Source organism: Pseudomonadota bacterium (assembly GCA_037200975.1).
Classification (GTDB): domain Bacteria; phylum Pseudomonadota; class Gammaproteobacteria; order Steroidobacterales; family Steroidobacteraceae; genus CADEED01.
Genome location: JBBCGI010000001.1, coordinates 4,385,283 through 4,406,134, shown reverse-complemented (window position 1 = coordinate 4,406,134; position 20,852 = coordinate 4,385,283). Strand labels below are relative to the sequence as shown.

At 64.2% G+C, this 20,852-nt stretch carries 20 protein-coding genes and 1 pseudogene; 7 read left to right on the top strand and 14 right to left on the bottom strand.

The annotated features are described in order from the left end of the window. The first annotated feature begins 18 nt into the window (after window positions 1–18). Complete coding sequence (locus WDO72_19830; protein ID MEJ0087924.1) at window positions 19–1,119, top strand: alpha/beta hydrolase-fold protein; 1,101 nt, start codon at window positions 19–21, stop codon at window positions 1,117–1,119. An 84-nt stretch (window positions 1,120–1,203) separates the two neighbouring features. On the opposite strand, the gene WDO72_19825 is transcribed toward WDO72_19830, so the two are convergent. The 4 genes from WDO72_19825 to WDO72_19810 all read right to left on the bottom strand — a co-directional run bounded on the left by WDO72_19825 (window position 1,204) and on the right by WDO72_19810 (window position 3,650). Beyond that, window positions 1,204–1,758, bottom strand: coding sequence for a hypothetical protein (locus WDO72_19825; protein ID MEJ0087923.1), 555 nt, complete (start codon window positions 1,756–1,758; stop codon window positions 1,204–1,206). 72 nt (window positions 1,759–1,830) lie between these two features. Beyond that, window positions 1,831–2,334 (bottom strand): lecithin retinol acyltransferase family protein, encoded by a 504-nt coding sequence (locus WDO72_19820; protein ID MEJ0087922.1) that lies wholly within the window; start codon window positions 2,332–2,334, stop codon window positions 1,831–1,833. Window positions 2,335–2,550: 216 nt separating this feature from the next. Then, the gene (locus WDO72_19815) at window positions 2,551–3,189 is read right to left on the bottom strand and encodes a cytochrome b/b6 domain-containing protein (protein ID MEJ0087921.1); all 639 of its coding nucleotides are present in this window, start codon (window positions 3,187–3,189) and stop codon (window positions 2,551–2,553) included. Further along, window positions 3,186–3,650 (bottom strand): cytochrome c, encoded by a 465-nt coding sequence (locus WDO72_19810; protein MEJ0087920.1) that lies wholly within the window; start codon window positions 3,648–3,650, stop codon window positions 3,186–3,188. Before WDO72_19810 ends, WDO72_19815 begins: the two co-directional genes overlap by 4 nt. A 162-nt stretch (window positions 3,651–3,812) precedes the next feature. Here WDO72_19810 and WDO72_19805 point away from each other — a divergent pair, with 162 nt between their 5' ends. Both WDO72_19805 and WDO72_19800 read left to right on the top strand, forming a co-directional pair. Further along, entirely contained in the window at window positions 3,813–6,305 is a 2,493-nt protein-coding gene (locus tag WDO72_19805) for a DUF1592 domain-containing protein (GenBank protein ID MEJ0087919.1), read from the top strand. A 1-nt stretch (window position 6,306) separates the two neighbouring features. After that, window positions 6,307–7,683, top strand: a complete 1,377-nt coding sequence (locus tag WDO72_19800; protein MEJ0087918.1) for a DUF1552 domain-containing protein — start codon at window positions 6,307–6,309, stop codon at window positions 7,681–7,683. A 98-nt stretch (window positions 7,684–7,781) separates the two neighbouring features. Here WDO72_19800 and WDO72_19795 read toward each other — a convergent pair whose 3' ends face one another. The 3 genes from WDO72_19795 to WDO72_19785 form a co-directional block, all read right to left on the bottom strand. Further along, on the bottom strand, window positions 7,782–8,480 hold the full coding sequence (locus tag WDO72_19795; protein ID MEJ0087917.1) for a GTP cyclohydrolase I: 699 nt from the start codon (window positions 8,478–8,480) through the stop codon (window positions 7,782–7,784). A 10-nt stretch (window positions 8,481–8,490) separates the two neighbouring features. Further along, the gene (locus WDO72_19790) at window positions 8,491–8,859 is read right to left on the bottom strand and encodes a hypothetical protein (protein ID MEJ0087916.1); all 369 of its coding nucleotides are present in this window, start codon (window positions 8,857–8,859) and stop codon (window positions 8,491–8,493) included. 123 nt (window positions 8,860–8,982) lie between these two features. Then, window positions 8,983–9,645, bottom strand: a complete 663-nt coding sequence (locus tag WDO72_19785) for a glutathione S-transferase family protein (GenBank protein ID MEJ0087915.1) — start codon at window positions 9,643–9,645, stop codon at window positions 8,983–8,985. A 203-nt stretch (window positions 9,646–9,848) separates the two neighbouring features. Between WDO72_19785 and WDO72_19780 the strand changes: the two genes are divergently transcribed. Further along, a complete protein-coding gene (locus tag WDO72_19780; GenBank protein MEJ0087914.1) occupies window positions 9,849–10,364 on the top strand; it encodes a DUF1993 domain-containing protein in 516 nt (171 codons plus the stop codon). Between the two features lie 54 nt (window positions 10,365–10,418). On the opposite strand, the gene WDO72_19775 is transcribed toward WDO72_19780, so the two are convergent. Together WDO72_19775 and WDO72_19770 are read right to left on the bottom strand one after the other, a co-directional pair. Continuing rightward, a complete protein-coding gene (locus WDO72_19775) occupies window positions 10,419–10,838 on the bottom strand; it encodes an Hpt domain-containing protein (GenBank protein MEJ0087913.1) in 420 nt (139 codons plus the stop codon). Window positions 10,839–11,242: 404 nt separating this feature from the next. Further along, a pseudogene (locus WDO72_19770) lies at window positions 11,243–11,618 on the bottom strand (amidohydrolase family protein). Window positions 11,619–11,721: 103 nt separating this feature from the next. Here WDO72_19770 and hutI point away from each other — a divergent pair. Both hutI and hutG read left to right on the top strand, forming a co-directional pair. Next, window positions 11,722–12,930, top strand: a complete 1,209-nt coding sequence (gene hutI, locus WDO72_19765) for an imidazolonepropionase (GenBank protein ID MEJ0087912.1) — start codon at window positions 11,722–11,724, stop codon at window positions 12,928–12,930. Beyond that, the gene (gene hutG / locus WDO72_19760) at window positions 12,927–13,754 is read left to right on the top strand and encodes an N-formylglutamate deformylase (protein MEJ0087911.1); all 828 of its coding nucleotides are present in this window, start codon (window positions 12,927–12,929) and stop codon (window positions 13,752–13,754) included. The genes hutI and hutG overlap by 4 nt, the downstream gene beginning before the upstream one ends. A 51-nt stretch (window positions 13,755–13,805) precedes the next feature. Here the strand turns inward: hutG and WDO72_19755 are convergent, their stop codons facing one another. Both WDO72_19755 and WDO72_19750 read right to left on the bottom strand, forming a co-directional pair. Further along, entirely contained in the window at window positions 13,806–14,363 is a 558-nt protein-coding gene (locus WDO72_19755; protein ID MEJ0087910.1) for a glycosyltransferase, read from the bottom strand. Continuing rightward, window positions 14,360–14,725: a UDP-N-acetylglucosamine--LPS N-acetylglucosamine transferase gene (locus WDO72_19750; protein ID MEJ0087909.1), complete on the bottom strand. Its 366-nt coding sequence runs from the start codon at window positions 14,723–14,725 to the stop codon at window positions 14,360–14,362. The genes WDO72_19755 and WDO72_19750 overlap by 4 nt, the downstream gene beginning before the upstream one ends. A gap of 320 nt (window positions 14,726–15,045) precedes the next feature. Between WDO72_19750 and WDO72_19745 the strand changes: the two genes are divergently transcribed. After that, entirely contained in the window at window positions 15,046–15,759 is a 714-nt protein-coding gene (locus tag WDO72_19745) for a DUF1428 domain-containing protein (protein ID MEJ0087908.1), read from the top strand. A gap of 9 nt (window positions 15,760–15,768) precedes the next feature. Here WDO72_19745 and WDO72_19740 read toward each other — a convergent pair whose 3' ends face one another. The 3 genes from WDO72_19740 to WDO72_19730 are packed head-to-tail and all read right to left on the bottom strand — an operon-like array spanning window position 15,769 to window position 20,581. Beyond that, complete coding sequence (locus WDO72_19740; protein ID MEJ0087907.1) at window positions 15,769–18,165, bottom strand: ATP-binding protein; 2,397 nt, start codon at window positions 18,163–18,165, stop codon at window positions 15,769–15,771. Continuing rightward, a complete protein-coding gene (locus tag WDO72_19735; protein MEJ0087906.1) occupies window positions 18,162–18,722 on the bottom strand; it encodes a YfiR family protein in 561 nt (186 codons plus the stop codon). Before WDO72_19735 ends, WDO72_19740 begins: the two co-directional genes overlap by 4 nt. Continuing rightward, window positions 18,710–20,581: a TonB-dependent receptor gene (locus tag WDO72_19730; protein ID MEJ0087905.1), complete on the bottom strand. Its 1,872-nt coding sequence runs from the start codon at window positions 20,579–20,581 to the stop codon at window positions 18,710–18,712. The genes WDO72_19735 and WDO72_19730 overlap by 13 nt, the downstream gene beginning before the upstream one ends. Between the last annotated feature and the right edge of the window lie 271 nt (window positions 20,582–20,852).

Genomic DNA, 20,852 nt, shown 5'->3' with positions numbered 1-20,852 from the left:
CTCACGATCGGGGGATCCATGCAGCACACGTTGTCGGTTCGTCTTGTCGCGGCTGTCGTTGGGTTGTTTGGAGCCGTGCTCGCCATGGCGCAAACCGCGCGCCCCACTCCGCCCACGCGCCCGGTCGATGGGCCCGGTGCACCGAAGTTCACGGTGATGGGGCGCAACGCGCCGTTGGACGCTGAGGGTGACTTCGTCATTGGGCCGACGTATTTCGCGCCGCCGGAGCTCACCGTCGTGGCAGGTGTGCCGCAGGGGTCGGTGCGGCAGTTCACGATGGAGTCGAAGGACAGCAAGATCTATCCGGTCGCCATTGCGCGCGAGAAGTTTGGCACGGTGGATCCGGCCAACCCGCGGACGCTGATCGTGGAGACGCACGAGCAGCCGTGGACGCGCGCGATCACCGTGTATGTGCCGGCGCAGTACAAACGCGGGCAAGGTGCACCGCTCATCGTGGTCCACGATGGGCCCAAGATGGGCGAGCCGGATAAAACGCTGCCCACGGTTCTCGACAACCTGATCGCGCAGAAGCGCGTGCCGGCGATGATCGCGGTGATGATCCAGAACGGCGGCGGCGATGCGCAGGGGCATCAGCGCGGGCTGGAGTACGACACCTTGTCAGGCCGCTTCGCCGAGTTCATCCAGACGGAAGTGTTGCCCGCCGTGGAGCAGAATTACGGCGTGAAGCTGAGCAACGACCCGGACCGCCGCGCGGCGATGGGTTGCAGCTCCGGCGCCGCGGCGGCGTTCACGATGGCGTGGTATCACCCCGAGTGGTACCACCGCGTGATCAGTTATTCGGGTACGTTCGTGAACCAGCAGTGGCCGTTCAATCCGCAGACCCCGGGTGGCGCCTGGGACTATCACGAGAAGCTGATCGCCGCGAGCGAGGTGAAGCCGATCCGCATCTGGATGCACGTCGGCGATCGCGACCTGTTCAACCCGAACGTGATGCGCGACGACATGCACGACTGGGTGACGGCTAACCACCGCATGGCGGCCGTGCTCAAGAACAAGGGCTACCACTACCAGTACAGCTACGCGCTGGATTCGGGGCACTGCGATCGCAAGGTGCGGGAGCAGACCTTGCCGCAGGCGCTGGAGTGGGTCTGGCGGTGAGCTAAGTCGGTGCCGGGTCGGACTTAAGAGATTTGGCCGCAATGGCCAAATCTCTTAAGTCCGACCCGGCACCGACTTAGCCGATCACCCGCCCTCTGCCGCGGCACAGGCCAGCTTGACCAAGGCGCCGCGGCTCGTATCCGGCGGCGCGTCCTGCCAGGACTGGATGAGATCGTCCCGGCGCAATCTCAGCACGCGGCATTCGCAGTCGATCTCGTACAACGTGTGGGAACCGGTTGCCGTGAGATCGCCAGTCGCCAGCCTTTCGTTGCGTGCGACGAGCTCGCGGCTTTCCTCGACGGAAGCGATCAGGCGCGCGAGTGGCGGCTCGTAACCGCTCGCAATGCGCAGTTCCGCGCGTCGCCGGATCGCGGCCTTGCTGCCGGCATCGATAGGCTTCAATGCCGACGCACTGACATCCTGGGTGGTCACCAGCAGGTGGCCATCGCTCAGCCGTGAGATCCCGGAACTGAGGTAGTAGAAGAACATCGGCTTGCTGTCCGCCCAGTCGTCACCGTGGGTCAGCACCCGCTCGTCGTAGCCGTACATCTTCCAGTCGGGCCGGCGCACGGTCTGCGCGGCGGCGACAACGGGGAAAATCAGCAATGCCAAGGCAACGCTGCGCTGCAACCTGTTCATGAGCACTCCCTGTCGAACGTCCCGTTGGTGAGACGCGCCAAGAGGGCCGGAGGTTGCATCCGGGGGTACGAATTACTTCTGGATACGAATCCGGGCTGGCCGGCGGACGAACACCAGGCGTCGAAGGAGCCGCGACACGGCGCGCTGCAGCCGTTCGCCGACCAGGCGCGGGAACGCCAGCGAGGTTTCGACCTGGAAGCTGCGCGCCACGCCGTGCAACGCCCACTCGCAGAAGTGTTCGCAGTTGTTGGTGAGCAGGCGGTACTTCTTCTCGCCGAGCCGCGAGCGGGCGCGGCGGATGATTTCCCGGGTATCGAGGCAGGCCTCGGCATGCGCGATCACGAACACCGCCCGTCCCCCCGCGAAACATTGCAGGGTCACCTCTTCGACCGGCTTGCGGATGATGTCGTACATCAACGCGCCGTAGTGAATGACCTTGCCGCCGCCGACATAGATGCCGTGGTGCGCGTAACCCATCCAGGGCGTGACGAGGTGTGCGCCCAGTGCGGGCTCTTCGTACTGCTCGAGCCGCCGGGGCTTCCGATCGGGCCAACCTTGCGCATTGCTGGAATTCATCTTGAGGTTATTAGACCTCGGCCGAGATCGCGCTCCCATCGGCGCCGCCGCCTCCAGACGCCGAAACTCGCCATTTCGAATGGGGGATATACGCTGACAAAACCGCGCGACGCGCGCACTGACGTAGGAGAAGCGGTGCCGGGGTGCAATTCTCGTAATTAGCCCAGCACTCGCGAGCGGTGAGCTAATTACGAGAATTGCACCCCGGCACCACTCTCACTCTCGCGTGATGAACCATGTCAGCGCGGCGATGACGATGGCGCCCACGATCAGCCGCACCTTCGATGCATTCACAACCGGCGGCAGATCCTGCGCGTACTCACGCCTGCCATGGAACATGGCGGCGATCAGGTTCTGCTTCTTCACGAGCACGTAGAACAGCACGGCGACGATGTGCACGGCGATCAGCGCGAGCAGCAGGTTGAACACCTGGTGATGCACCTTCGCGCAGAGGCGCCCCGCCGCGAAACTCACGTGTGATGACAGCGGACCGGACTCGATGCCATCCACATCGACGGCAAACAACCCGAGCACGACCTGTGCGAACAGCAGCGCCAGCAGCACGACGGCGCTCACCGCGCCGAGCGGGTTGTGCCCGGGCAGCGTTTCCCACCGCCCGCGCACATAACCCCAGATGGCGCGCGGCCCGCGCACGAACTGGCGGAACCGCGCGGTCGACGCGCCGAACAAGCCCCAGTACACGCGGAAACCCACGAGCCCCAGCAGCAGATAGCCGCTGTACCGATGCCAGTCCATGCGCCCCGTTTCGCCCGTCCACCAGGACGCCGCGACCAGCAGCACGATCAGCCAATGAATGAGTCGGGTCGGGACGTCCCAGACCCGGACGCGATTCATTCCTCGGGTGAGCGGAACGTGTCGTGGCAATTTTTGCAGGAGCCGCCGACTTGTTTGAACGCCGCGCCCACGGCCTCGACGTCCTTGGCTTTCGCTGCGGCGACCAGCGCCGGCACGCGATCGGCAAACAACTTCTGCGCGGCCTCGAACTCCGCCGGCTTGGTCCAGATCTCCGGCAGCGCGCGCGTCTTGCCAGCCTCGGGCCCGGTGCCTTTCGCAAACCACTGCTGCTGATTGACCGACGCCTTCTGCACGGTCTCGGCCGCCTTGAGCAGCGCCGCGAAATCGGGCGGCGACGCCTTGCTCTGGTCGCGCACGGCTTTGAATGCATCACCCAGCTCTTCGTAATGTTCGTGACGCGCTTTCTGCAATTCGGCCGGCGTCGCCGCGTATACGGCGGCACCGATGACGACCGTGGAAATCGCGAGCAGCCGAATGCTGCGATGGAAAGAACTGGACATGCGCTGGCCCCTTGCTGGCTTATGGAAGGCCGTATTTATAAACGATTTTTCGGGAACATTGGCCGTGACCTGCACGTCCAAAACACGCAAAATGCGAGCGTTTACATCTGGCGAGAGCGGGGGCCGATGGTGTCTTTGAAGCCCATTCTGGGCGCTGGAATCGTGGTTTCTCTGACGGGGGCGCTGGCGCTGTCCGTTTCATCCGCCGCTACCACCGGAACGGCCGCTGCAATCACGGAAAACTCGGCGGTTGCCGCCTACAAAAAAACCATCAACCCGATCCTCGAAGACCATTGCTACGAGTGCCACGGTGACGGGTACAACAAGGGCAAGGTCGCCTTCGACGAGCTCGAATCCAACGCGCAAATCCTCGACAAGGACCTGTGGCTGCGCGTCCTCGTGAATACGCGTTCCGGGCTCATGCCGGCCGAGCAGAAGCCACGGCTCAGCCCCACCGACCAGCAGAAGCTCGAACGCTGGATCAAGACCGACGTTTTCCGCCTCGATCCGCACAATCCGGATCCGGGCCGCGTGACCGTGCGCCGGCTCAATCGCGTGGAATACCGCAACACCGTGCGCGACCTGCTCGGCGTGGATTTCAACGCCGAGGTGGAATTTCCGCCCGACGACACCGGCTTCGGCTTCGACAACATCGGCGATGCGCTGTCGATCTCGCCGATGCTGGTCGAGAAATATGTCGCCGCGGCCACCGTCATCGTGGCGGATGCCGTGCCGATCGCGGATCGCAAAGTCGCGGAGCAGGAAGTCCCGGCGACCGCGTTCGCAACACCCGCCGGCGAAAGACAGAGCGGCCGCGTGCGCTTTCCGTACAACGCTTCCAGCAGCGTGGCCGCCAAGGTAAAAACCCCCGGCGCCGGCTCGTACAAGGTGACGCTCGGCGTCGACGTACGCGGCGATTTTGCGTTCGTACCCGATCGCGGCCGCCTCGTCTTCAAGATCGACGGCAAGGAAGTGCTCAACAAGGAGTTCGCGTACTTCTACGAAAAATCCTTCACCTTCGAGTCCGATCACAAATGGACCGCGGCCGATCACGACCTGAGCCTCGAGTTCACCTCGCTCGACGACGGCAAGGCGAGCACGGGTGAAGACGTGAAGGGGCCGAAGTCCTCGCGGCTCACGATCAACAAGCTGACGATCGAAGGACCGCTCGAAAAGGACCAGTGGATCAAGCCCGCGAACTACGACCGGTTCTTCCCGCGCCCCATCCCCGCGGGCCGCGCCGAGCGCCTCGCCTACGCGCGCGAGTTGTTAGGCGCGTTCGCCTCGAAGGCATACCGCCGGCCGCTGGGCCCGGATAAATCCGACGACACGGCCGATCGCCTTGCCCGGCTCGCCGAAGACACCTATCGGCAGAAAGGCAAGACGTTCGAACAGGGCGTCGCGCAGGCGATGGCCGCGGTGTTGTCGTCGCCGCACTTCCTGTTCCGGCTCGAAGAGCCCGCGCCGCATCCGCTCGAGGCGCACTCCGCGCCGGTCGACGAATATTCCCTCGCCTCGCGGCTGTCGTATTTCCTGTGGTCGACGATGCCGGACGACGAACTGCTCGCGCTCGCCGCGCGCGGGGAGTTGCGCGCGAATCTGCCCGCGCAGGTCCAGCGCATGCTGGCGGACGAACGTTCGAAGTCGTTGTCGCAGAATTTCACCGGGCAGTGGCTCGAAGCGCGCGACCTCGAAGGTATCTCGAGCAACGCGCGGGAGATCCTGATTCGCGACGCCGGCGAGGAGGAAAACCAGCGGCTGCTGCACCAGGCATGGCGCGCGCAGGACGAAGCCACCGCAAAGAAACTCGCCGCGCACATCGACGGCGTCGTGGACAAGAAGATCGAGCTCAACGGCGAAATGCGCAAGGCGATGCGCGAGGAAACCGAGCTCTACTTCAAACACATCGTGAAGGACGACCGGCCCGTCACGGAGCTCATCGACAGCAATTACACCTATCTAAACGAAAAGCTGGCGAAGCACTACGGCATTCCCGGTATCAGTGGTGACGAGCTGCGCCTCGTGACGCTGCCGGCCGGCAGCCCGCGCGGTGGCGTATTAACGCAGGGTTCGTCGCTCATCGTCACGTCCAATCCGGATCGCACATCGCCCGTGAAGCGCGGCTTGTTCGTGCTGGCGAATTTCCTCGGCACGCCGCCGCCACCGCCGCCGGCCAATGTGCCCGCGCTCGAGGCGAGTGAGGTCGCGCACGAAGGGCGTGAGCCGACGCTGCGCGAATCGCTGACCAAACACCGCGAAGACCCCGCGTGTTCGTCGTGCCACAACCGCATGGACCCGATCGGCCTCGCGTTCGAGAATTTCAACGCGCTCGGCATGTGGCGCGATACGGAGCGCAAGCAGGACATCCTCGCGCCGGGCCAGCTGATCACCGGCGAAAAGTTCAATAGCGTGAGCGAGCTCAAGAAGATACTCGCCACCGCGCATCGCGAGGATTTTTACCGTACGCTGACGACGAAAATGCTCACCTACGCCACCGGCCGTGGGCCCGAGTATTACGACGTGGAAACGATCGACCGGATCGTCAAGCGCCTCGATCAGAACGACGGCAGGTTTTCGGCGATGTTGATGGGCGTGATCGAATCCGCGCCTTTCCAGAAGATGCGAACCCAGGCAACGATCACGGCGGCCAACTGACATGATCAAGAATCCATTGCACCACCGGAATCTCGCGGCGGAACGACACGACTCGCTGAGCCGGCGCGGGTTTTTCCGGGGACTCGGAGCGTGTGTCGCGTTGCCCACGCTGCAGTCGATGTATCCGTCGATCGCGTTGGCGGCGAAGGCCACGAAGACCGTGCCCGCGCGCATGGCGTTCCTGTATGTGCCGAACGGCACCATCCCGGGTGCGTGGTGGCCGGCGGGAGATGCGGGTACGAATTTCGAATTGTCTTCGACGCTCGCCCCGCTCGCGAAAGTGCGCAACCAGGTCCAGGTGATCTCGGGGCTGGCGGATGAAAGCGCGGAGGCTGGCCCCGACGGCGCGGGAGATCACGCGCGCGCGGGCGGCACGTTTCTCACGGGCGTGCGCGTCAAGAAGACAGCGGGCTCGGACATTCATGCCGGCGTGTCGATCGACCAGGTCGTGGCCAACCAGATTGGGCACCTCACGCGGTTCTCGTCGCTGGAGCTGACGTGCGATGCGGTGCGCAAGGCCGGGGATTGCGATTCGGGCTATGCGTGCGCGTACGTGTACAACCTCGCCTGGCGCTCGGCGATGCAGCCGCTGTCGCCCGAGCACAATCCGCGCTTCGTGTTCGAAAGGTTGTTTGGCGCCGGTGCGCCGAACGAACGCGTCGCCAACCTCAAGCGGCGGCAGCAGGAGCAGCACTCGATTCTCGACTATGTGATGCAGGATGCGCACAAGCTCGATGCACGTCTCGACGGGCGCGATCGCGCGAAGCTCGATCAATATCTCACCAGCGTGCGCGAGATCGAGCAGCGTATCGAGAATTCGGAACGGCTGGCGGTGAAGAACCCGAACGTGGACGCGCCGGCCGGTGTGCCGGCCAGTTACCAGGAACACATCGCGCTGATGTTCGACATGTTGCTGCTCGCGTTCCAGACGGATTCCACTCGCGTCGCCACGCTGCTGATCGCGCGCGAAGGCAGCAATCGCAGCTTCGACGAGATCGGTATCGCCGAGGGGCATCACAACCTCACGCATCACCAGAACAAGCCCGAGATGATCGAGAAGGTGCGGCAGATCGATCACTGGTACGTGCAGCGCCTCGCCACGTTCCTCGAGAAGATGGATGCGACGAAGGAATTCGATGGGCAGTCGCTGCTGCACCACTCGATGATCCTGTACGGGTCGGGCAATGCCGATGGCAATCGCCACACGCACGCCAATCTACCGGTAGTGGTTGCGGGCTCGGGCGGCGGCAAACTCAAGACCGGCCGCTACGTGAAGGCCGAATCCACGCCGATCACGAATCTCTACCTCTCCATGGCGGACGGCATGGGCGCGCAAGGCATCGAGAAACACGGCGATTCGACCGGCCGCTTCGCGTAAGTCGGTGCGGCGTAAGTCGGTGCCGGGTCGGACTTAGCAAAACCGGCGTTCGCCGGTTTTGCTAAGTCCGACCCGGCACCGACTTACGCCGCACCGACTTACCCCTTGAGGTTGATGAGCGAGAGGAACTCCCGCCGCAGCGCGCCGTCCTTGAGGAACACGCCCTTCATCACGCTGTTGATCATCTTCGACGCGGTGTCCTTGACGCCGCGCCACTGCATGCAGAAGTGATCCGCCTCCATCACCACGGCCAGGCCGTCGGGCTTCACCATGGTCACCAGCAGATCCGACAGCTGGATGATGGCCTCTTCCTGGATCTGCGGCCGCGACATGATCCAGTCCGCGACGCGCGAATACTTCGACAGGCCGATCAGGTCCGAATCCTCGTTCGGCATGACACCTATCCACAGCCGGCCCATGATCGGGCACAGGTGATGGCTGCAGGCACTGCGCACCGTGATCGGCCCCACGATCATCAACTCGTTGAGATGCGAGGCATTGGGAAATTCGGTGATATGCGGCGCCGGCACATACCGCCCGCGAAACACCTCGTTCACGTACATCTTGGCGACCCGCCGCGCGGTCTCGCGCGTGTTGTGGTCGTGTTCGACGTCGATGACGAGGCTGCTCAGGACACCCGCCATCTTCTCGGCGACTTCCCTTTGCAGTTCTTCGAGCTCACCGGGCCCGATGTACGCCGAGATGTTGTCGTTGGCGTGATATCGCCGTTGCTCCTTGATCAGGCGATCGCGGATACGCTCCGACACCGGCCGGGAATCTGCGGGTTTGTCTGTCACCACGACAGACTCAGGGGCTCGCGGCGCCACCCGCCCAACTCGGCGGCTCGCCGGCATTACTCAATTCGCGACCTGCGGCGCGCAGCGTCGCGACCAGCATGCCCATCGGCGAATCCGCGCGCACTGCGCCGGGCTGCGAAGCGATGCGCTCCATGCGTTCGACCGTGTTGGCGAAATCGTTGAGCCGCTTGGACGCATTCACGTGGTCGTCGCGCGAGGCGCTGACCGACCTGGCGATGTTGTCCATGTGTACGAGCATGCGCGCGAGCGTGCCGGTATCGACCCCGCGCGGGTCGTTGCTTTCGTGTTCGCGCAGCACCGACTGCAGAAGATTGCGCGCCCGCAATAAGGTATTCGAATCATCCGTAGGTGTGTTCATTGAGTTCAGGATGGCAGCGGCGGTGCCGCTTGTACAACCGATTTGCAGGAATCGTCTGAAAATGGCGCTTGTGTCAGGGGTTTTTACCGGCTTGAACCGGCCTGCAGTCCGATTGCAATGTTGTCAGCCCCCGAAGTCGGGTACCGGATAGTCGATGCCGCGCAAATACGCCGCCATGGGGCCTATCACGGCGGCCACGGCGGGCCGCGCCGCCATGCGGCGGCGCCACGCCAGCAGGCCCGGGTGGCCAGGCCCCATCGGCACCGTATGACGGGCCGCAAAGAACTGCGCCATGTAAAAGGCGATGTCGGCGTAGCTGTAGTCACCCGCCAGCCAGTCCCGGCCGGCTAACAACCGCTCGAGCCGCGCGTAGTAGCCCTCGAGGCTCTCCCGCGCCTGAATCCACTCCGGCGAATCGATCGGGTCGGGCTTCGCCCGTAATCCCATGAGCCGGATGACGTGCGGGAAGAACACTTCGTCCGAGGCGTGCTCGAGCAGCCGCGCATGGGCACGCGCGGCAGGAGTTGCCGGCCACAGCGGCGGGCTGGGCCAGCGATGCTCCGCGTATTCGAAGATCTGGGAGGAATCGAAGATCTCGACGTCGCCGTCGATCAGCACCGGAACCTGGCTCTTCGGATTGACGCGCAACACCTCGGGATGTTTCGGCGAATAACCCTGCGCCTGGCTGAAGGCAACCATTTCCAGTTCGAAACGCAGGCCCTTCTCGCGCAGCGCGATCTCGGCCTTGGCGCCGAACATGCTCAGCGGTCCTGAATACAGTTTCAATCGCTCATCCTTCGGGGATAAAAGGGGACATGCCTATTTTATTTCAAAGCGCGGGCATTTCTCTTCCGCCGAGCGGCGGCCAAACCGTTTGCCAGGAAACCACCGATGTCACCGCTCACAAATTAAATAGGCATGTCCCCTTTACGTGGAAGTTTCTTCGGGGAGATATCGAATGACGCGCAAACCGCGTAGGCTCGCGCGCCATGTACACCGAAACATTCGCGCAATTCAAGAAACAACTGGTCCAGCTCGACAAGTGGTTGGGGACCGCCGCCGAATACGCCGAGTCGAAGAAAATCGATCCGCTCGTGTTCCCCACCCTGCGCCTCGCGGCCGATCAATTCCCGCTGGCGCGCCAGGTGCAGATCTGCTGCGACACGGTGAAACTCGCCGCCTCGTATCTGACCGGCAAGCCGGCCGAGTCGCAGCCCGACGAAGAGAAAACGATCGCGGAGCTGCAGGCCCGCGTCCGCTGGATCGTGGCCTACCTGGACTCTTTCAGCGCGAAGGATTTCGAAGGCGCCGCCACTCGTGTCGTGAGCCAGCCGCGCTGGAAAGGCGAATGGATGACGGGCGAGGATTATTTCATCCAGCACGCCTTGCCTAACTTCTACTTCCACCTGACCACGGCGTACGCGATCCTGCGCCACAACGGCGTCAACGTCGGCAAGCGCGATTACCTCGGCGCCCAGACCAAACGGCCGCCAGCCGCCGCCTGAGCCGCGCGCCGGTCACGGCCGGACGATCCAGTCAGCTTCGCTGAAACGCGGGCATTATTTGCGCGCGCCGGAGCCGGGTGGCAGTGAAGACGTCGCCAATCCATCCGCCGCTTCCTGCACGGTTCCTTCGGCCAGCTCGTACTCGACATAGATTTCGAGTGCGGACATCTGCTCCATCAGCCGGGTGAACACTTCCAGCCGCTCGCGCACGGTGCGCGTCGTGCCGCCATTGGCCATCAACTCGATGGCGGCGGCGATGGCGCTGATCTCGGGGAATCCGAATACTTCCGCCTCCCCCGACATCTTGTGCGCCACGCGCTCGACCTGCGCCACCGCGTATGGCTCGAGCGCGATCGGATCGGCCGGCATGCAGGCACGCATCTGCGCCAGTTCGGTTTGCGCCCGTGTGAGGAACCGCATCGCCAGTGCGTGCAGCGACATCTGCGACGTCGTCGTATTGCCTGTGTCGGACACCGTAACCCTCCCTGGACTCACCGTGACCCTGCGCCGCGCAGCAACTGACGGCGAAGAAAGTTTCGCACGCCGCATATAACACTGTCGGCGCCGGTGGCGGTTCCGTGGAGTCCCGGTTTCGAATCTGTCGGCTGCTTCTCATGTCTCTTCGCGCCAGGAGAAGAGCCAGGAGACGCCGGCCGCCGCCATGACCAACCAATGAAACCGCTTTCATCGATAGTTAGTCCCCGCGGCGCGACTGGATCGTGAAACCGGCCGCCGGGAAGCTGCGGAAAATGGCCGTCGAACAGCTTCTGCGAGAAGCCCTTGGTGCGCGCCGGAAGTGCGGAAAATTCAGCCCGCGAGCACGCGCCGGCCGGCGAGCATGGGCGAATCGGCATTCAGAGAAATGAAGTCCGCGCGTCCGACCAGGCCATGCAGTCCTCGACTTCGCGCACCTGCTCCGCGGCGTGTATGTGCAGCGGCCCGGGCGAATCCGTCCACGTTGTTCACGAAGCGATGCGCACAGCCATCTCCGCCGCGTTTGCATACGGCTTGCCGGCCTGGTCGTGGTGCACATAGTGAAACTCGCCGACGCGCGTGAAGCCGCTTTCCAGCATCTCGACATACGCCTGCGCCGTGATCGCCTCGAGATCGTCCGGCGTCTTGTTATTCACGAAGCGGTACATGCACTGGCGCCAGCTCCAGAAGCTGTCGGCATCCCGACCGCGGTATTCCGTCAGCCGCCATTCCGCGCTGGAAGCCGTGGCTGTGCACGTTCGACATGCCGGGCAGCGTCAGCGAAGAAAAGCATGCAGGAGTCGGACGGCGATGACCGGGACATGGGGTGGCAATCGCACCTGACACTCTGGCGGCCCGGACGACTCATCTATAAGGTGCCGCCATGCGCTGTGACCGCATTTGGAAAAACGCCCGACTCGCGACGCTCGCGCCCGGGCGCCCGGGGTTGGGCACGATCGACGACGGACTGCTCGCCTGCCGCGACGGACTCCTTATCTATGCTGGCCCCGCCAGCGATGCGCCCGTGGGGCTCGATGCCCTGCAGGTCGAAGATTGCCAGGGTCGCTGGATCACGCCCGGCCTCATCGACTGCCACACGCACCTGGTGTACGCCGGCAATCGCGCCCATGAATTCGAGCAGCGGTTGAATGGCGTTTCGTACGAAGCCATCGCGCGCAGCGGCGGCGGCATTCTTTCCACGGTGAATGCCACGCGCGCCGCGAGCGAAGCGCAATTGCTGGCGGAGACGCTGCCACGGCTCGACGCCCTGCTCGCCGAAGGCGTCACCACCGTTGAAGTGAAGTCCGGTTACGGCCTGTCGCTCGAGCACGAGCGCCGCCAGTTGCGTGCCGCGCGAGCACTGGCGGCGGAACGGGCCGTCACGATCACCACGACCTGTCTGAGCGCACACGCGACACCGCCCGCCTTCTCCGGCCGACCCGACGACTACATCACCGAAGTCTGCGACGTCATCATCCCGACGCTCGCGCAGGAAGGCCTGATCGACGCGGTGGACGCGTTCTGCGAACGCATCGGCTTCTCTGCCCAACAAACGCGGCGCGTGTTCGAAGCCGCGCGGGCCAACAACCTGCGCGTGAAGTTGCACGCCGAACAGATCTCCAACAGCGGCGGCACGTGCCTGGCCGCCGAGTTCAACGCGTTGTCGGCCGACCACCTCGAACACGCCGATGAAGAAGATGTCCAGGCGATGGCCGCGGCCGGTACCGTCGCCGTGTTGCTGCCCGGCGCGTTCTACTTCCTGCGCGATACCCAACTACCGCCGCTCGACCTGTTGCGCGCCCACCGCGTGCCCATGGCCGTCGCGACCGACAGCAACCCCGGCACCTCGCCGCTCACCTCGCTGCTGCTCGCCATGAACATGGCCGCGACGCTGTTCCGCATGACCGTGGACGAATGCATCGTCGGCGTGACGCGCGCCGCGGCGCAGGCCCTGGGAATGGCCGACCGCGTGGGCACGCTCGAAGCCGGCAAACACTGTGACCTCGCCATCTGGAACATCGACCGGCCGGCGGAGCTGGTGTACCGCATGGGCGCGAACCCCCTGCAGACGCGCGTCTGGAGAGGTGAATGAGCGCCCACGAGTGGCTGGCCGTGCATCGTGGCGATCTGCCGCTGGTGATCAGTTTTCCGCATACCGGCACGGAGATTCCGCCCGAGCTGGAAGGCCAGCTCGTATCGCCCTGGCTTGCGCGCAAGGACGCCGACTACTGGGTCGACGTGTTGTACGACTTCGCGCACGAGCTCGGTGCCACCACCGTCCGCACGTCGATCTCGCGTACCGTCATCGACATGAATCGCGACCCCTCCGGGGCGTCCTTGTATCCGGGTTCCGCCACCACGGGGCTGTGCCCGCTCACCACCTTCGACGGCGAACCGCTGTACTTGCCCGGTCAGGAGCCGGATGCCGCGCAGGTCAAGCGCCGTGAGCAGGAATATTTCTGGCCCTACCATCAGGCGCTGGTGGACGAGACCCAGCGGCTCGGCGCGCGGCACGGCAGTGTGGTCCTGTATGACGCGCACTCCATCCGTTCGCGGGTCGAACGCATGTTCGATGGCGAATTGCCGCAGTTCAACATCGGCACCGACCACGGCGCGACCTGCGACCCGGCGCTCGTTTCCGGCATCGAACGGATTTGCGAAGCGTCGGGCATGTCGCACGTGACCAACGGCCGTTTTCGCGGCGGCTGGATCACGCGCCACTATGGCAACCCGCGTAGCGGCATCCATGCGGTACAAATGGAACTTGCCATGCGCGGATACCTGCACGAGCCGGACTCATTCACCGAGCAGAACTGGCCGGCACCGCTCGACGACGGCCATGCCGCGCGCCTGCGCGTCGCGCTGCGCGACATTCTCGACGTTTGCATTGCATTCGCGACTGGAAAATCCGCGTGATTCACATGGCACGCATCGAAAAATCCGGGGATCATCCCGAGTAGTCAGGTCCTAGAGCGACTTCGATTTCGAACGCGCCGGCGCGATCGACATGCCGGCCGACGATCCCGACATCGATCTCTTGTCGGACGGCCCCGCATGGATGAATTCGCGTAACGCCGAAATCAGGCTGTCGCTCGCATAAGGGCCGATCCGCTCCCGCGCCTTGAGTTCCCCGAGGCGATCCAGCGTCAGGCGCAGTTCCGCCTCATCCAGCGCCACCGTGATCTTGCCGAGCGCCGCCAGGCGGCGCGCGGTCGCGAGCTGATGTTCGTTGCGATGTTCCTGCAGCGCGGCGCGCCTCGGCATCACGACGATAGGCTTCTGGAATTGCAACGCCGACAGGATGGTCCCCATGCCCGCGTGCGACACGATGACGTCCGCCGCGGCAAAACGCCGCGCGAATTCTGCCGGCTCGATGAAGGTCTTGTAGCCGATGTGCAGCGGGCGGCGACTACTGTCGCCGATCTGCGCGAACACGTCGGTCCGGCCGGTTCTCCCGGCCCATTCGTCCACGACTCCGATCAGCCGGTCGAACGGCAATTCGGTTCCGACGGTGACGAGGATCATCCGAGCACGCTGCCGCTGTATCGCGGACCGCCGGCATTGGCGAGGTGCGGCCATTGCGTCAGCCACAGGTCGGCGTGGGGGCCGGCCTTGCGTCCCGACAGCGACGATTCGTCGACGTTGGCGACGCTATCCACCCAGATCGTACGGGCGCGCAACAAGTTGCCGAAGCGGATGGCGAAATATCCGGGCGCGGCGCCGGTGCTGAGGACCACGTCGGGCCGTTCGCGCAGCATCAAGACCAGGATCTTCCAGCAGCAATGCAGCAAGGCAATGCGATCCCAGCGGCTCGCATCCGGGATCGTCGTGAATCGCGCGTCTGGAACGTCGGCGCCATAGCCGCCCTTCACTGTTGCATAGAGCACGTCGCATCCTTCGAGCGCCGGCCTCATCCGCAGCAGTTGCACCCAATGCCCGCCACCCGATGCCAATGCGAGAACTCTTGTTTTTTTCACAGCCGATCGACCTGGGTCACACGGTATCCGTTCGTGGGCGGAACGATAACGTGAGTCGTCGAATGGCAAAGCACGTGAAACCAGAACGCCGACGTACGACTTCAGGTGGATACCTGAGCGTGTTGTCTTACAGGACGGAAAGCGCCGCGGCGCAACTCGACGGCTGTCAGGAACAGTGCTGGAACGCGCGCATCAAAACCCCCGAACCCAGGAATCAAAGGAGCACACACATGGCCTATATCGATGGATTCGTGCTCGCGGTGCCCACCGCGAAAAAAGACGAGTACCTCAACCACTCCGCAAGTGCCGCCCCATTCTTCAAGGAGTTCGGTGCGACCCGCCAGGTGGAAGCCTGGGGTGACGACGTGCCGGCGGGCAAGGTCACCGACTTCCAGCGCTCGGTGAAAGCCAGGCCCGACGAGACGATCGTCTTCTCCTGGCTCGAATATCCCGACAAGACGACACGCGACGCGGCTAACAAGAAGATCATGAACGACCCGCGCATGAAGCAGATGGGCAGCAACATGCCCTTCGATGGCAAGCGCATGATCGTCGCCGGTTTCATGCCCATCAACGACAGCGGCAAAGCATCGGAGATGGGTTACCTCGACGGCATCGTGACTCCCGTCCCCATGAACCGGAAAGACGCGTATCGCGAGATGGCGGATAAACACGCCGCGATCCTCAAGGAACACGGCGCCACACGCACCGTCGACGCCTGGGGCGACGACGTTCCGGACGGCAAGGTCACCGACTACAAGGGCGCGGTCAAGGCGAAACCGGACGAGACGATCGTGTACTCGTGGGTGGAATGGCCTTCGAAAGAGGCGCGCGACCGGGGCTGGGAACTGGCCGCGGAAGATCCGCGCATGAAAGGCATGGACCTGCCGTTCGACGGTCAACGCGTGATTTACGGCGGCTTTGCGCCGATGTTCGACCAGTAATGCCCGGGATCAGCTGAACAGCTGACGGATGGCGACGCGCAGCTCCTGCAGGCGGGGCGGCTTGCTGAGAAGCTTGTCGACGTGCGGCGGCACTTCCTTCTCGGCCAGCATGCGCGCGCCCCATCCCGTCAGCATGATGACCGGCGTCTGCGGCGAAAGTTGTTTGACGCCCTCGGCGACGCGGCGGCCGTCGATGTCGGGCATGCCGAGGTCGGTCACCACCAGCGTGAAGGAATTCTCCGTGCCATGGGCGGCGGCGAATTTCGCAAGGCCGGTGCGTCCGCCGCTCGCGGCGACGGTCACATGCCCGTCGCCATCGAAGGCGTCTTCGAGTGCCTTGATGATGATCGGATCGTCGTCGATGAGCAGGACGCGCAGCCGCTGGACCACCAGCGCCGATTCGGTCACGCGGGTCGCGGGAATGATCGGCTGCGTATAGGCCGGGAAACCGATCTGCATGGTGGTGCCCCGACCGACGGCACTTTCGATGTCGAATTGGGCGCTGTGGCGCTGGACCATGCCGTAGACCATCGCGAGTCCGAGACCGGTGCCGCGCTCTCCCTTGGTCGTGAAGAAGGGCTCGAGACAACGGCGCCGCGTCTCCTCGTCCATGCCGATGCCGCTGTCGCCGACTTCGATTCGCACGACCTGGGTCTCGCCGTCGCCGGGGGTCGCGCGTGTACGCACCGTCAACGTCCCACCCTCGGGCATCGCATCGACGGCGTTGAAAATGAGGTTCGTCAGCGCGTCGCGGATCTCGCCTTCGGCGCCCATGATGCCGGGCAGCCCCGGGGCCAGATCGGTCTTGAGCTCGATCGCGATGCCGCGCTGCTGCGGCAGGTCGAACCACTTGGCACGTGTGAGCTCGATGATCTGCGCGGCGACCTGGTTGAGGTCGACCAACTTGAGCGACATCTGCGGCTCGCGCTCGCGATAGAACTCGCGCATGCGCGCCACGGTGCCGGCCACGTTGTCGATGGCCTGCTGGATGATGGTGAGCGAGGCGCGGCCTTTCTCGGTGAGATTCGGCTCGCGTTCGAGCAGCGATTCGGTGTACAGCGACACCGGCGAGATCGCGTTGTTGATGTCGTGCGCGATGCCGCTCGCCATCTGGCCGAGCGCGCGCAGGCGTTCCTGCTGCATCACGGTGTGTTGCGACTGGCGCAGCTCGTCGTACGCCTGGCGCAACGCGCCATGCAGCCGCGCCTGGTGCGAAGCGAGCGCCACGTGGCTGCTGAGCTGCATGAGGAATTCGCACTCGCCGCTGCTGAACGATTCAGGCGCGCGGCGCGCGGCGATCAGGATACCGAAGACATTGGCCTCGACCAGCAGCGGCGCGATGATCAGCGAATAGAGCCCGCTCGCCGCAAAACGCTGCGGAAACGGAAACTGCACTTCGCGCACGTCCGGCTCGTATACCAGCTGGCCGCGAATGCAGCGCGTAAGCCCGTTTCCGTCGATCGGGATGACGCTCTGCTCCGCCAGCCCGAGCGATGGCAGCAGAGCGCGGCTCGCGACCCCGACGGTATTGACCGTCAGCGTCGCGGTGGCGCTGTCGTACAGGCACATGCAGCCGAAGTCGATGGGCAGATCTTCCTCGACCTTGCGCAACACCACCTGGAAAATACTCGATAGATCGTGCCGGTCGCCGATGGCGCCGGTGATGTGCTGCAGCAGATGCAGGCGGCCGAGCTGTGCCTTCGAGCGCAACTCGGAATGCTGGATCTGCGTGAGCATGTGATTGAACGCTTCGGTCAACAGGTTGACCTCGAGCACATCGGCCGGCTGCGCGCGCACGCTGTAATCGCGCGCGTTGGAGATGGCCCGCGCAGTCTCCGCGAGACCCAGGATCGGTGCCGAGATCCGCGCCTGCAAAGGTTTGGCGACCAGGTACGCCACGAGCACCGACAACACGATCACGCCCAAGGTGATCAACCCGTAAAGTCTGAAACTCGCGTCGATGGCCTTGAGATCGGATTTCACGAACAGCGTGCCCATCTGCTCGCCGTTCAGCTCCACCGGCCGGAATCCCGAAACGTATCCGGACTCGAAACGGATGCCGCTGTCCTGCACCTGCGCAGGCAATAGGCTCTGCGGGACCGCTTCCGGAAAAGTGGCGAACAACGTGCCCGACTTGTCGTAAAGCGCCGCCGCGACGATGTGGGGATCGGCGCTGAACGCGGAGAGCACCGCGCGCGCGTCGCCGGCATTATCGAATGCCAGCGCCGCCGTGCTGTTGCGCGCGATCGCATCGCTCAGGATGTCGAGGTCGCGCACGACGGATTTCTTGAACGTCACGACCTCGTACGTGACGAACATCGCGCAGGCGAACAGGATGACGACGGTGCTGGTGAGCAGCAGCACCTTCATGAGCTGGCGGCGAATGGGCGGGCTCGGCGCGCTCATTTTCCGCCCCCGTCATCCGCGGCCGACACGATCTCCGCCGAACGCAGCAGGTTCGAGCTGATGGTCAATTGCGCCGCGCGGGCGGACTCCACGTTGACGCGCATGCGTACCCGGCCCTTGTCCGTGACCAGGCGGATCATCACACCGCGTTGCGCGGTCCCATCGACATCGCTCACCGTGAGAGTGCTGTGATGATCGAGCGCGTCGATCACCTCCGAGAGCCGCTTGTCTTCGGACTGGTGAATGAAGAGGATCTGGCAGGCCGCCGCTTCAGCAGCGGTCTGCACGCGCCGCACCACCAGCGGCCGTCCGGCGGCGGTTTCACCGCGCACCACTTCGTCGAGATCCCGACCGAAAGGATCGTGGCCGAACACGCCGACCACGAACGGCGCATCGGGCCCCGCAAAGGCGGACGCCGGCCATTCCACGAAACGCGAGAAGTTGTAGAGGAATACGGCCTTGACCTGGTACTCGCTGGGAGCGGCCCAGCCGCCGACCGGCGCGAACAGCATCATCGCGGCCAGCACGACGCGCAGCCGTTGCGTCAGAAATGCCATCGCACCTGTCCGTAAAAATTGCGCTCGAACTGGCTGCGCGAAACCGCGTCGCCGTATTCGACATGGTTGCTGTGCAGCAGGTTGCGTCCGACCAGCGACACTTCGATTTTTTCGTTCGGCAGCCATGCCAGCCGCGCTTCGAGCTCCGAATAGGCCGGTACCACGGGTGCGGGCAGAGCGCCGATGCGCCGCAGTTGCAGGTCGAACTGCAGGTTCCGCGACAGATCGAAACGCGACCGCAGCGACCATTCGTGATCCGGATCGTTGCGCAGCGTGTTGTTGTCGACACCGACCGGGTCGGTGCTGCCGCGTTTGAGTTTGAGGTCTTCGTTCATCACGGTGAGGCCCGCGGACACCACGACGAATGAAGCCGGCTGGTACTCCGCCCAGGCCTCCACGCCATAGACCTCGCCTTCGATCTTGTTCTCGAGCTGCACCGGCAGCGAGGTGCCGCTGCGCAGTTTGTCCCAGAGATGCACGAAGGTTGTCACCGTGTAATTCAACTTGGAGGTGGGTTGCCCGCGAAAGCCGAGCTCGATGACGTTCGCGACCTCGGATTCGAAGTTCGGCCCGCCCACCACGAAGAACGGCGGGAAGCCGGGGAAACGCACGTCGCGATCGTAACGGGCCGGCGCCCGCACCGCGCGCGCGAGCGTCGCCCAGACCAGGTGGCTCTCGGACGGCTTCCAGGCGAGGCGCACGCTCGGCAGCACCTCGACGCCGGTGTAGTCGTTGCTCTCGAGCTTGAGACCGAGAGTCGCGCCGACCGTTTCGCTGAGGCGCATTTCATCCTGCACGAACAGATTGCCCCACTGCATCGTGCGGCTCTCCGGCACGAAAATGGTGACGAAGCCCGGGTCGACATCGTCATGACCATAACGATAACCCGCGCCCCACAGCACCTTGTGTTTGTCGCCCGTGGCCGCGTATTGAAAGTCGATATCCACGATGTCGGCGGTGGGCCGGTAGAACAATGCGTCGTCGCGTTCGGAATGATCGAGGTACGCCTGCAGCTGCAGTTCGCCGCCGCTCGCGGTCTGCCTGCGCCACCGGCCCAGCAGGTTGGCGCCGGACACTTCCACTTCGGTCAGCTCGAAAGCGCCGACGAACCCGCGCGGCACCGAATCGCCTTTATATGCGTCGCCCTGCACGGTGAAGCCGTCATCGCCGCGCGCCCAGTCGGCGCGAAAGCCGATCTGCCCCCGGCGCCAGTCGTCGAGGATGGAGCCGCCATCGGCCCGCTGGGTCGGATCGAGCTCCGAATACTTCGCGTACATCCGTACCGCGCCATCGCCGATGGTCGTGCCGTAGCGCACCGCCCCACCGCGTTCGTCGTTGCCGCCGTATGCATTGATCAGCGTGCCCTGCGTGTCCTGCGCCGAACGCGTGATGACATTGATGACGCCGTTCACGGCGTTGGCGCCCCACAACGCGGCACCCGGACCGCTGATGACTTCGATGCGGTCGATGTCCTCGAGCAGGATGTCCTGCTGATCCCAGAACACCCCGGAGAACAATGGCGTGTAGATCGTGCGCCCGTCCACCAGCACGAGCAGCTTGTTGCCGATGGCGTTGTTGAAGCCGCGTGCGCTGATGGCGTATTGCACGGAGTCGGCGCGCGCGACCTGCAGATTGGGTGCGAGGCGCAGGGCTTCCGGCAGCGTGGTCGCACCCGAGCGCCGGATCGCGTCCGCGGAAATGACGTAGATGGATGCGGGCGCACCCGACAACGGCTCGCTGCGTTTTGAGACCGACGTCACATGAATGTCGAGCAACTGGTCGACGGAGAGTTCTTTGAGGTCGCGAACCGTCTGCGCCATGAGAGGCGCGCCCTGCAGGAGGGAGACGGCGGCTACCAAGATGGATTTCCTGTTCAAGCGCCGACCATCGGCGTGTCGAATCGCAAATGCGTTGAAATGTTTCGCATTCCTGGCGACCGAATGTGGCGCCCGAGACCTTGAGCGGGGTGCCTAGCAAGCCACGAATAAGTAGAGGCCGCAATATCAGGGTTTCCCCCAGCAATCCGGCCGGGAATGGTGGCACGCAGGTGAATGTCGGCTCGCGGCCGGCAGCCGGCGCGCCCTCACCTAACTACCCCATACAGTACGGCGATTCGGGATTTGCTGTGGA

Bases quoted from the DNA above. Each gene is read 5' to 3' on its own strand.
- WDO72_19830 (MEJ0087924.1), top strand. From the start codon at position 19: ATGCAGCACACGTTGTCGGTTCGTCTTGTCGCGGCTGTCGTTGGGTTG.
- WDO72_19825 (MEJ0087923.1), bottom strand. From the start codon at position 1,758: ATGAACAGGTTGCAGCGCAGCGTTGCCTTGGCATTGCTGATTTTCCCC.
- WDO72_19820 (MEJ0087922.1), bottom strand. From the start codon at position 2,334: ATGAATTCCAGCAATGCGCAAGGTTGGCCCGATCGGAAGCCCCGGCGG.
- WDO72_19815 (MEJ0087921.1), bottom strand. From the start codon at position 3,189: ATGAATCGCGTCCGGGTCTGGGACGTCCCGACCCGACTCATTCATTGG.
- WDO72_19810 (MEJ0087920.1), bottom strand. From the start codon at position 3,650: ATGTCCAGTTCTTTCCATCGCAGCATTCGGCTGCTCGCGATTTCCACG.
- WDO72_19800 (MEJ0087918.1), top strand. From the start codon at position 6,307: ATGATCAAGAATCCATTGCACCACCGGAATCTCGCGGCGGAACGACAC.
- WDO72_19790 (MEJ0087916.1), bottom strand. From the start codon at position 8,859: ATGAACACACCTACGGATGATTCGAATACCTTATTGCGGGCGCGCAAT.
- WDO72_19780 (MEJ0087914.1), top strand. From the start codon at position 9,849: ATGTACACCGAAACATTCGCGCAATTCAAGAAACAACTGGTCCAGCTC.
- hutI (MEJ0087912.1), top strand. From the start codon at position 11,722: ATGCGCTGTGACCGCATTTGGAAAAACGCCCGACTCGCGACGCTCGCG.
- hutG (MEJ0087911.1), top strand. From the start codon at position 12,927: ATGAGCGCCCACGAGTGGCTGGCCGTGCATCGTGGCGATCTGCCGCTG.
- WDO72_19755 (MEJ0087910.1), bottom strand. From the start codon at position 14,363: ATGATCCTCGTCACCGTCGGAACCGAATTGCCGTTCGACCGGCTGATC.
- WDO72_19745 (MEJ0087908.1), top strand. From the start codon at position 15,046: ATGGCCTATATCGATGGATTCGTGCTCGCGGTGCCCACCGCGAAAAAA.
- WDO72_19740 (MEJ0087907.1), bottom strand. From the start codon at position 18,165: ATGAGCGCGCCGAGCCCGCCCATTCGCCGCCAGCTCATGAAGGTGCTG.
- WDO72_19735 (MEJ0087906.1), bottom strand. From the start codon at position 18,722: ATGGCATTTCTGACGCAACGGCTGCGCGTCGTGCTGGCCGCGATGATG.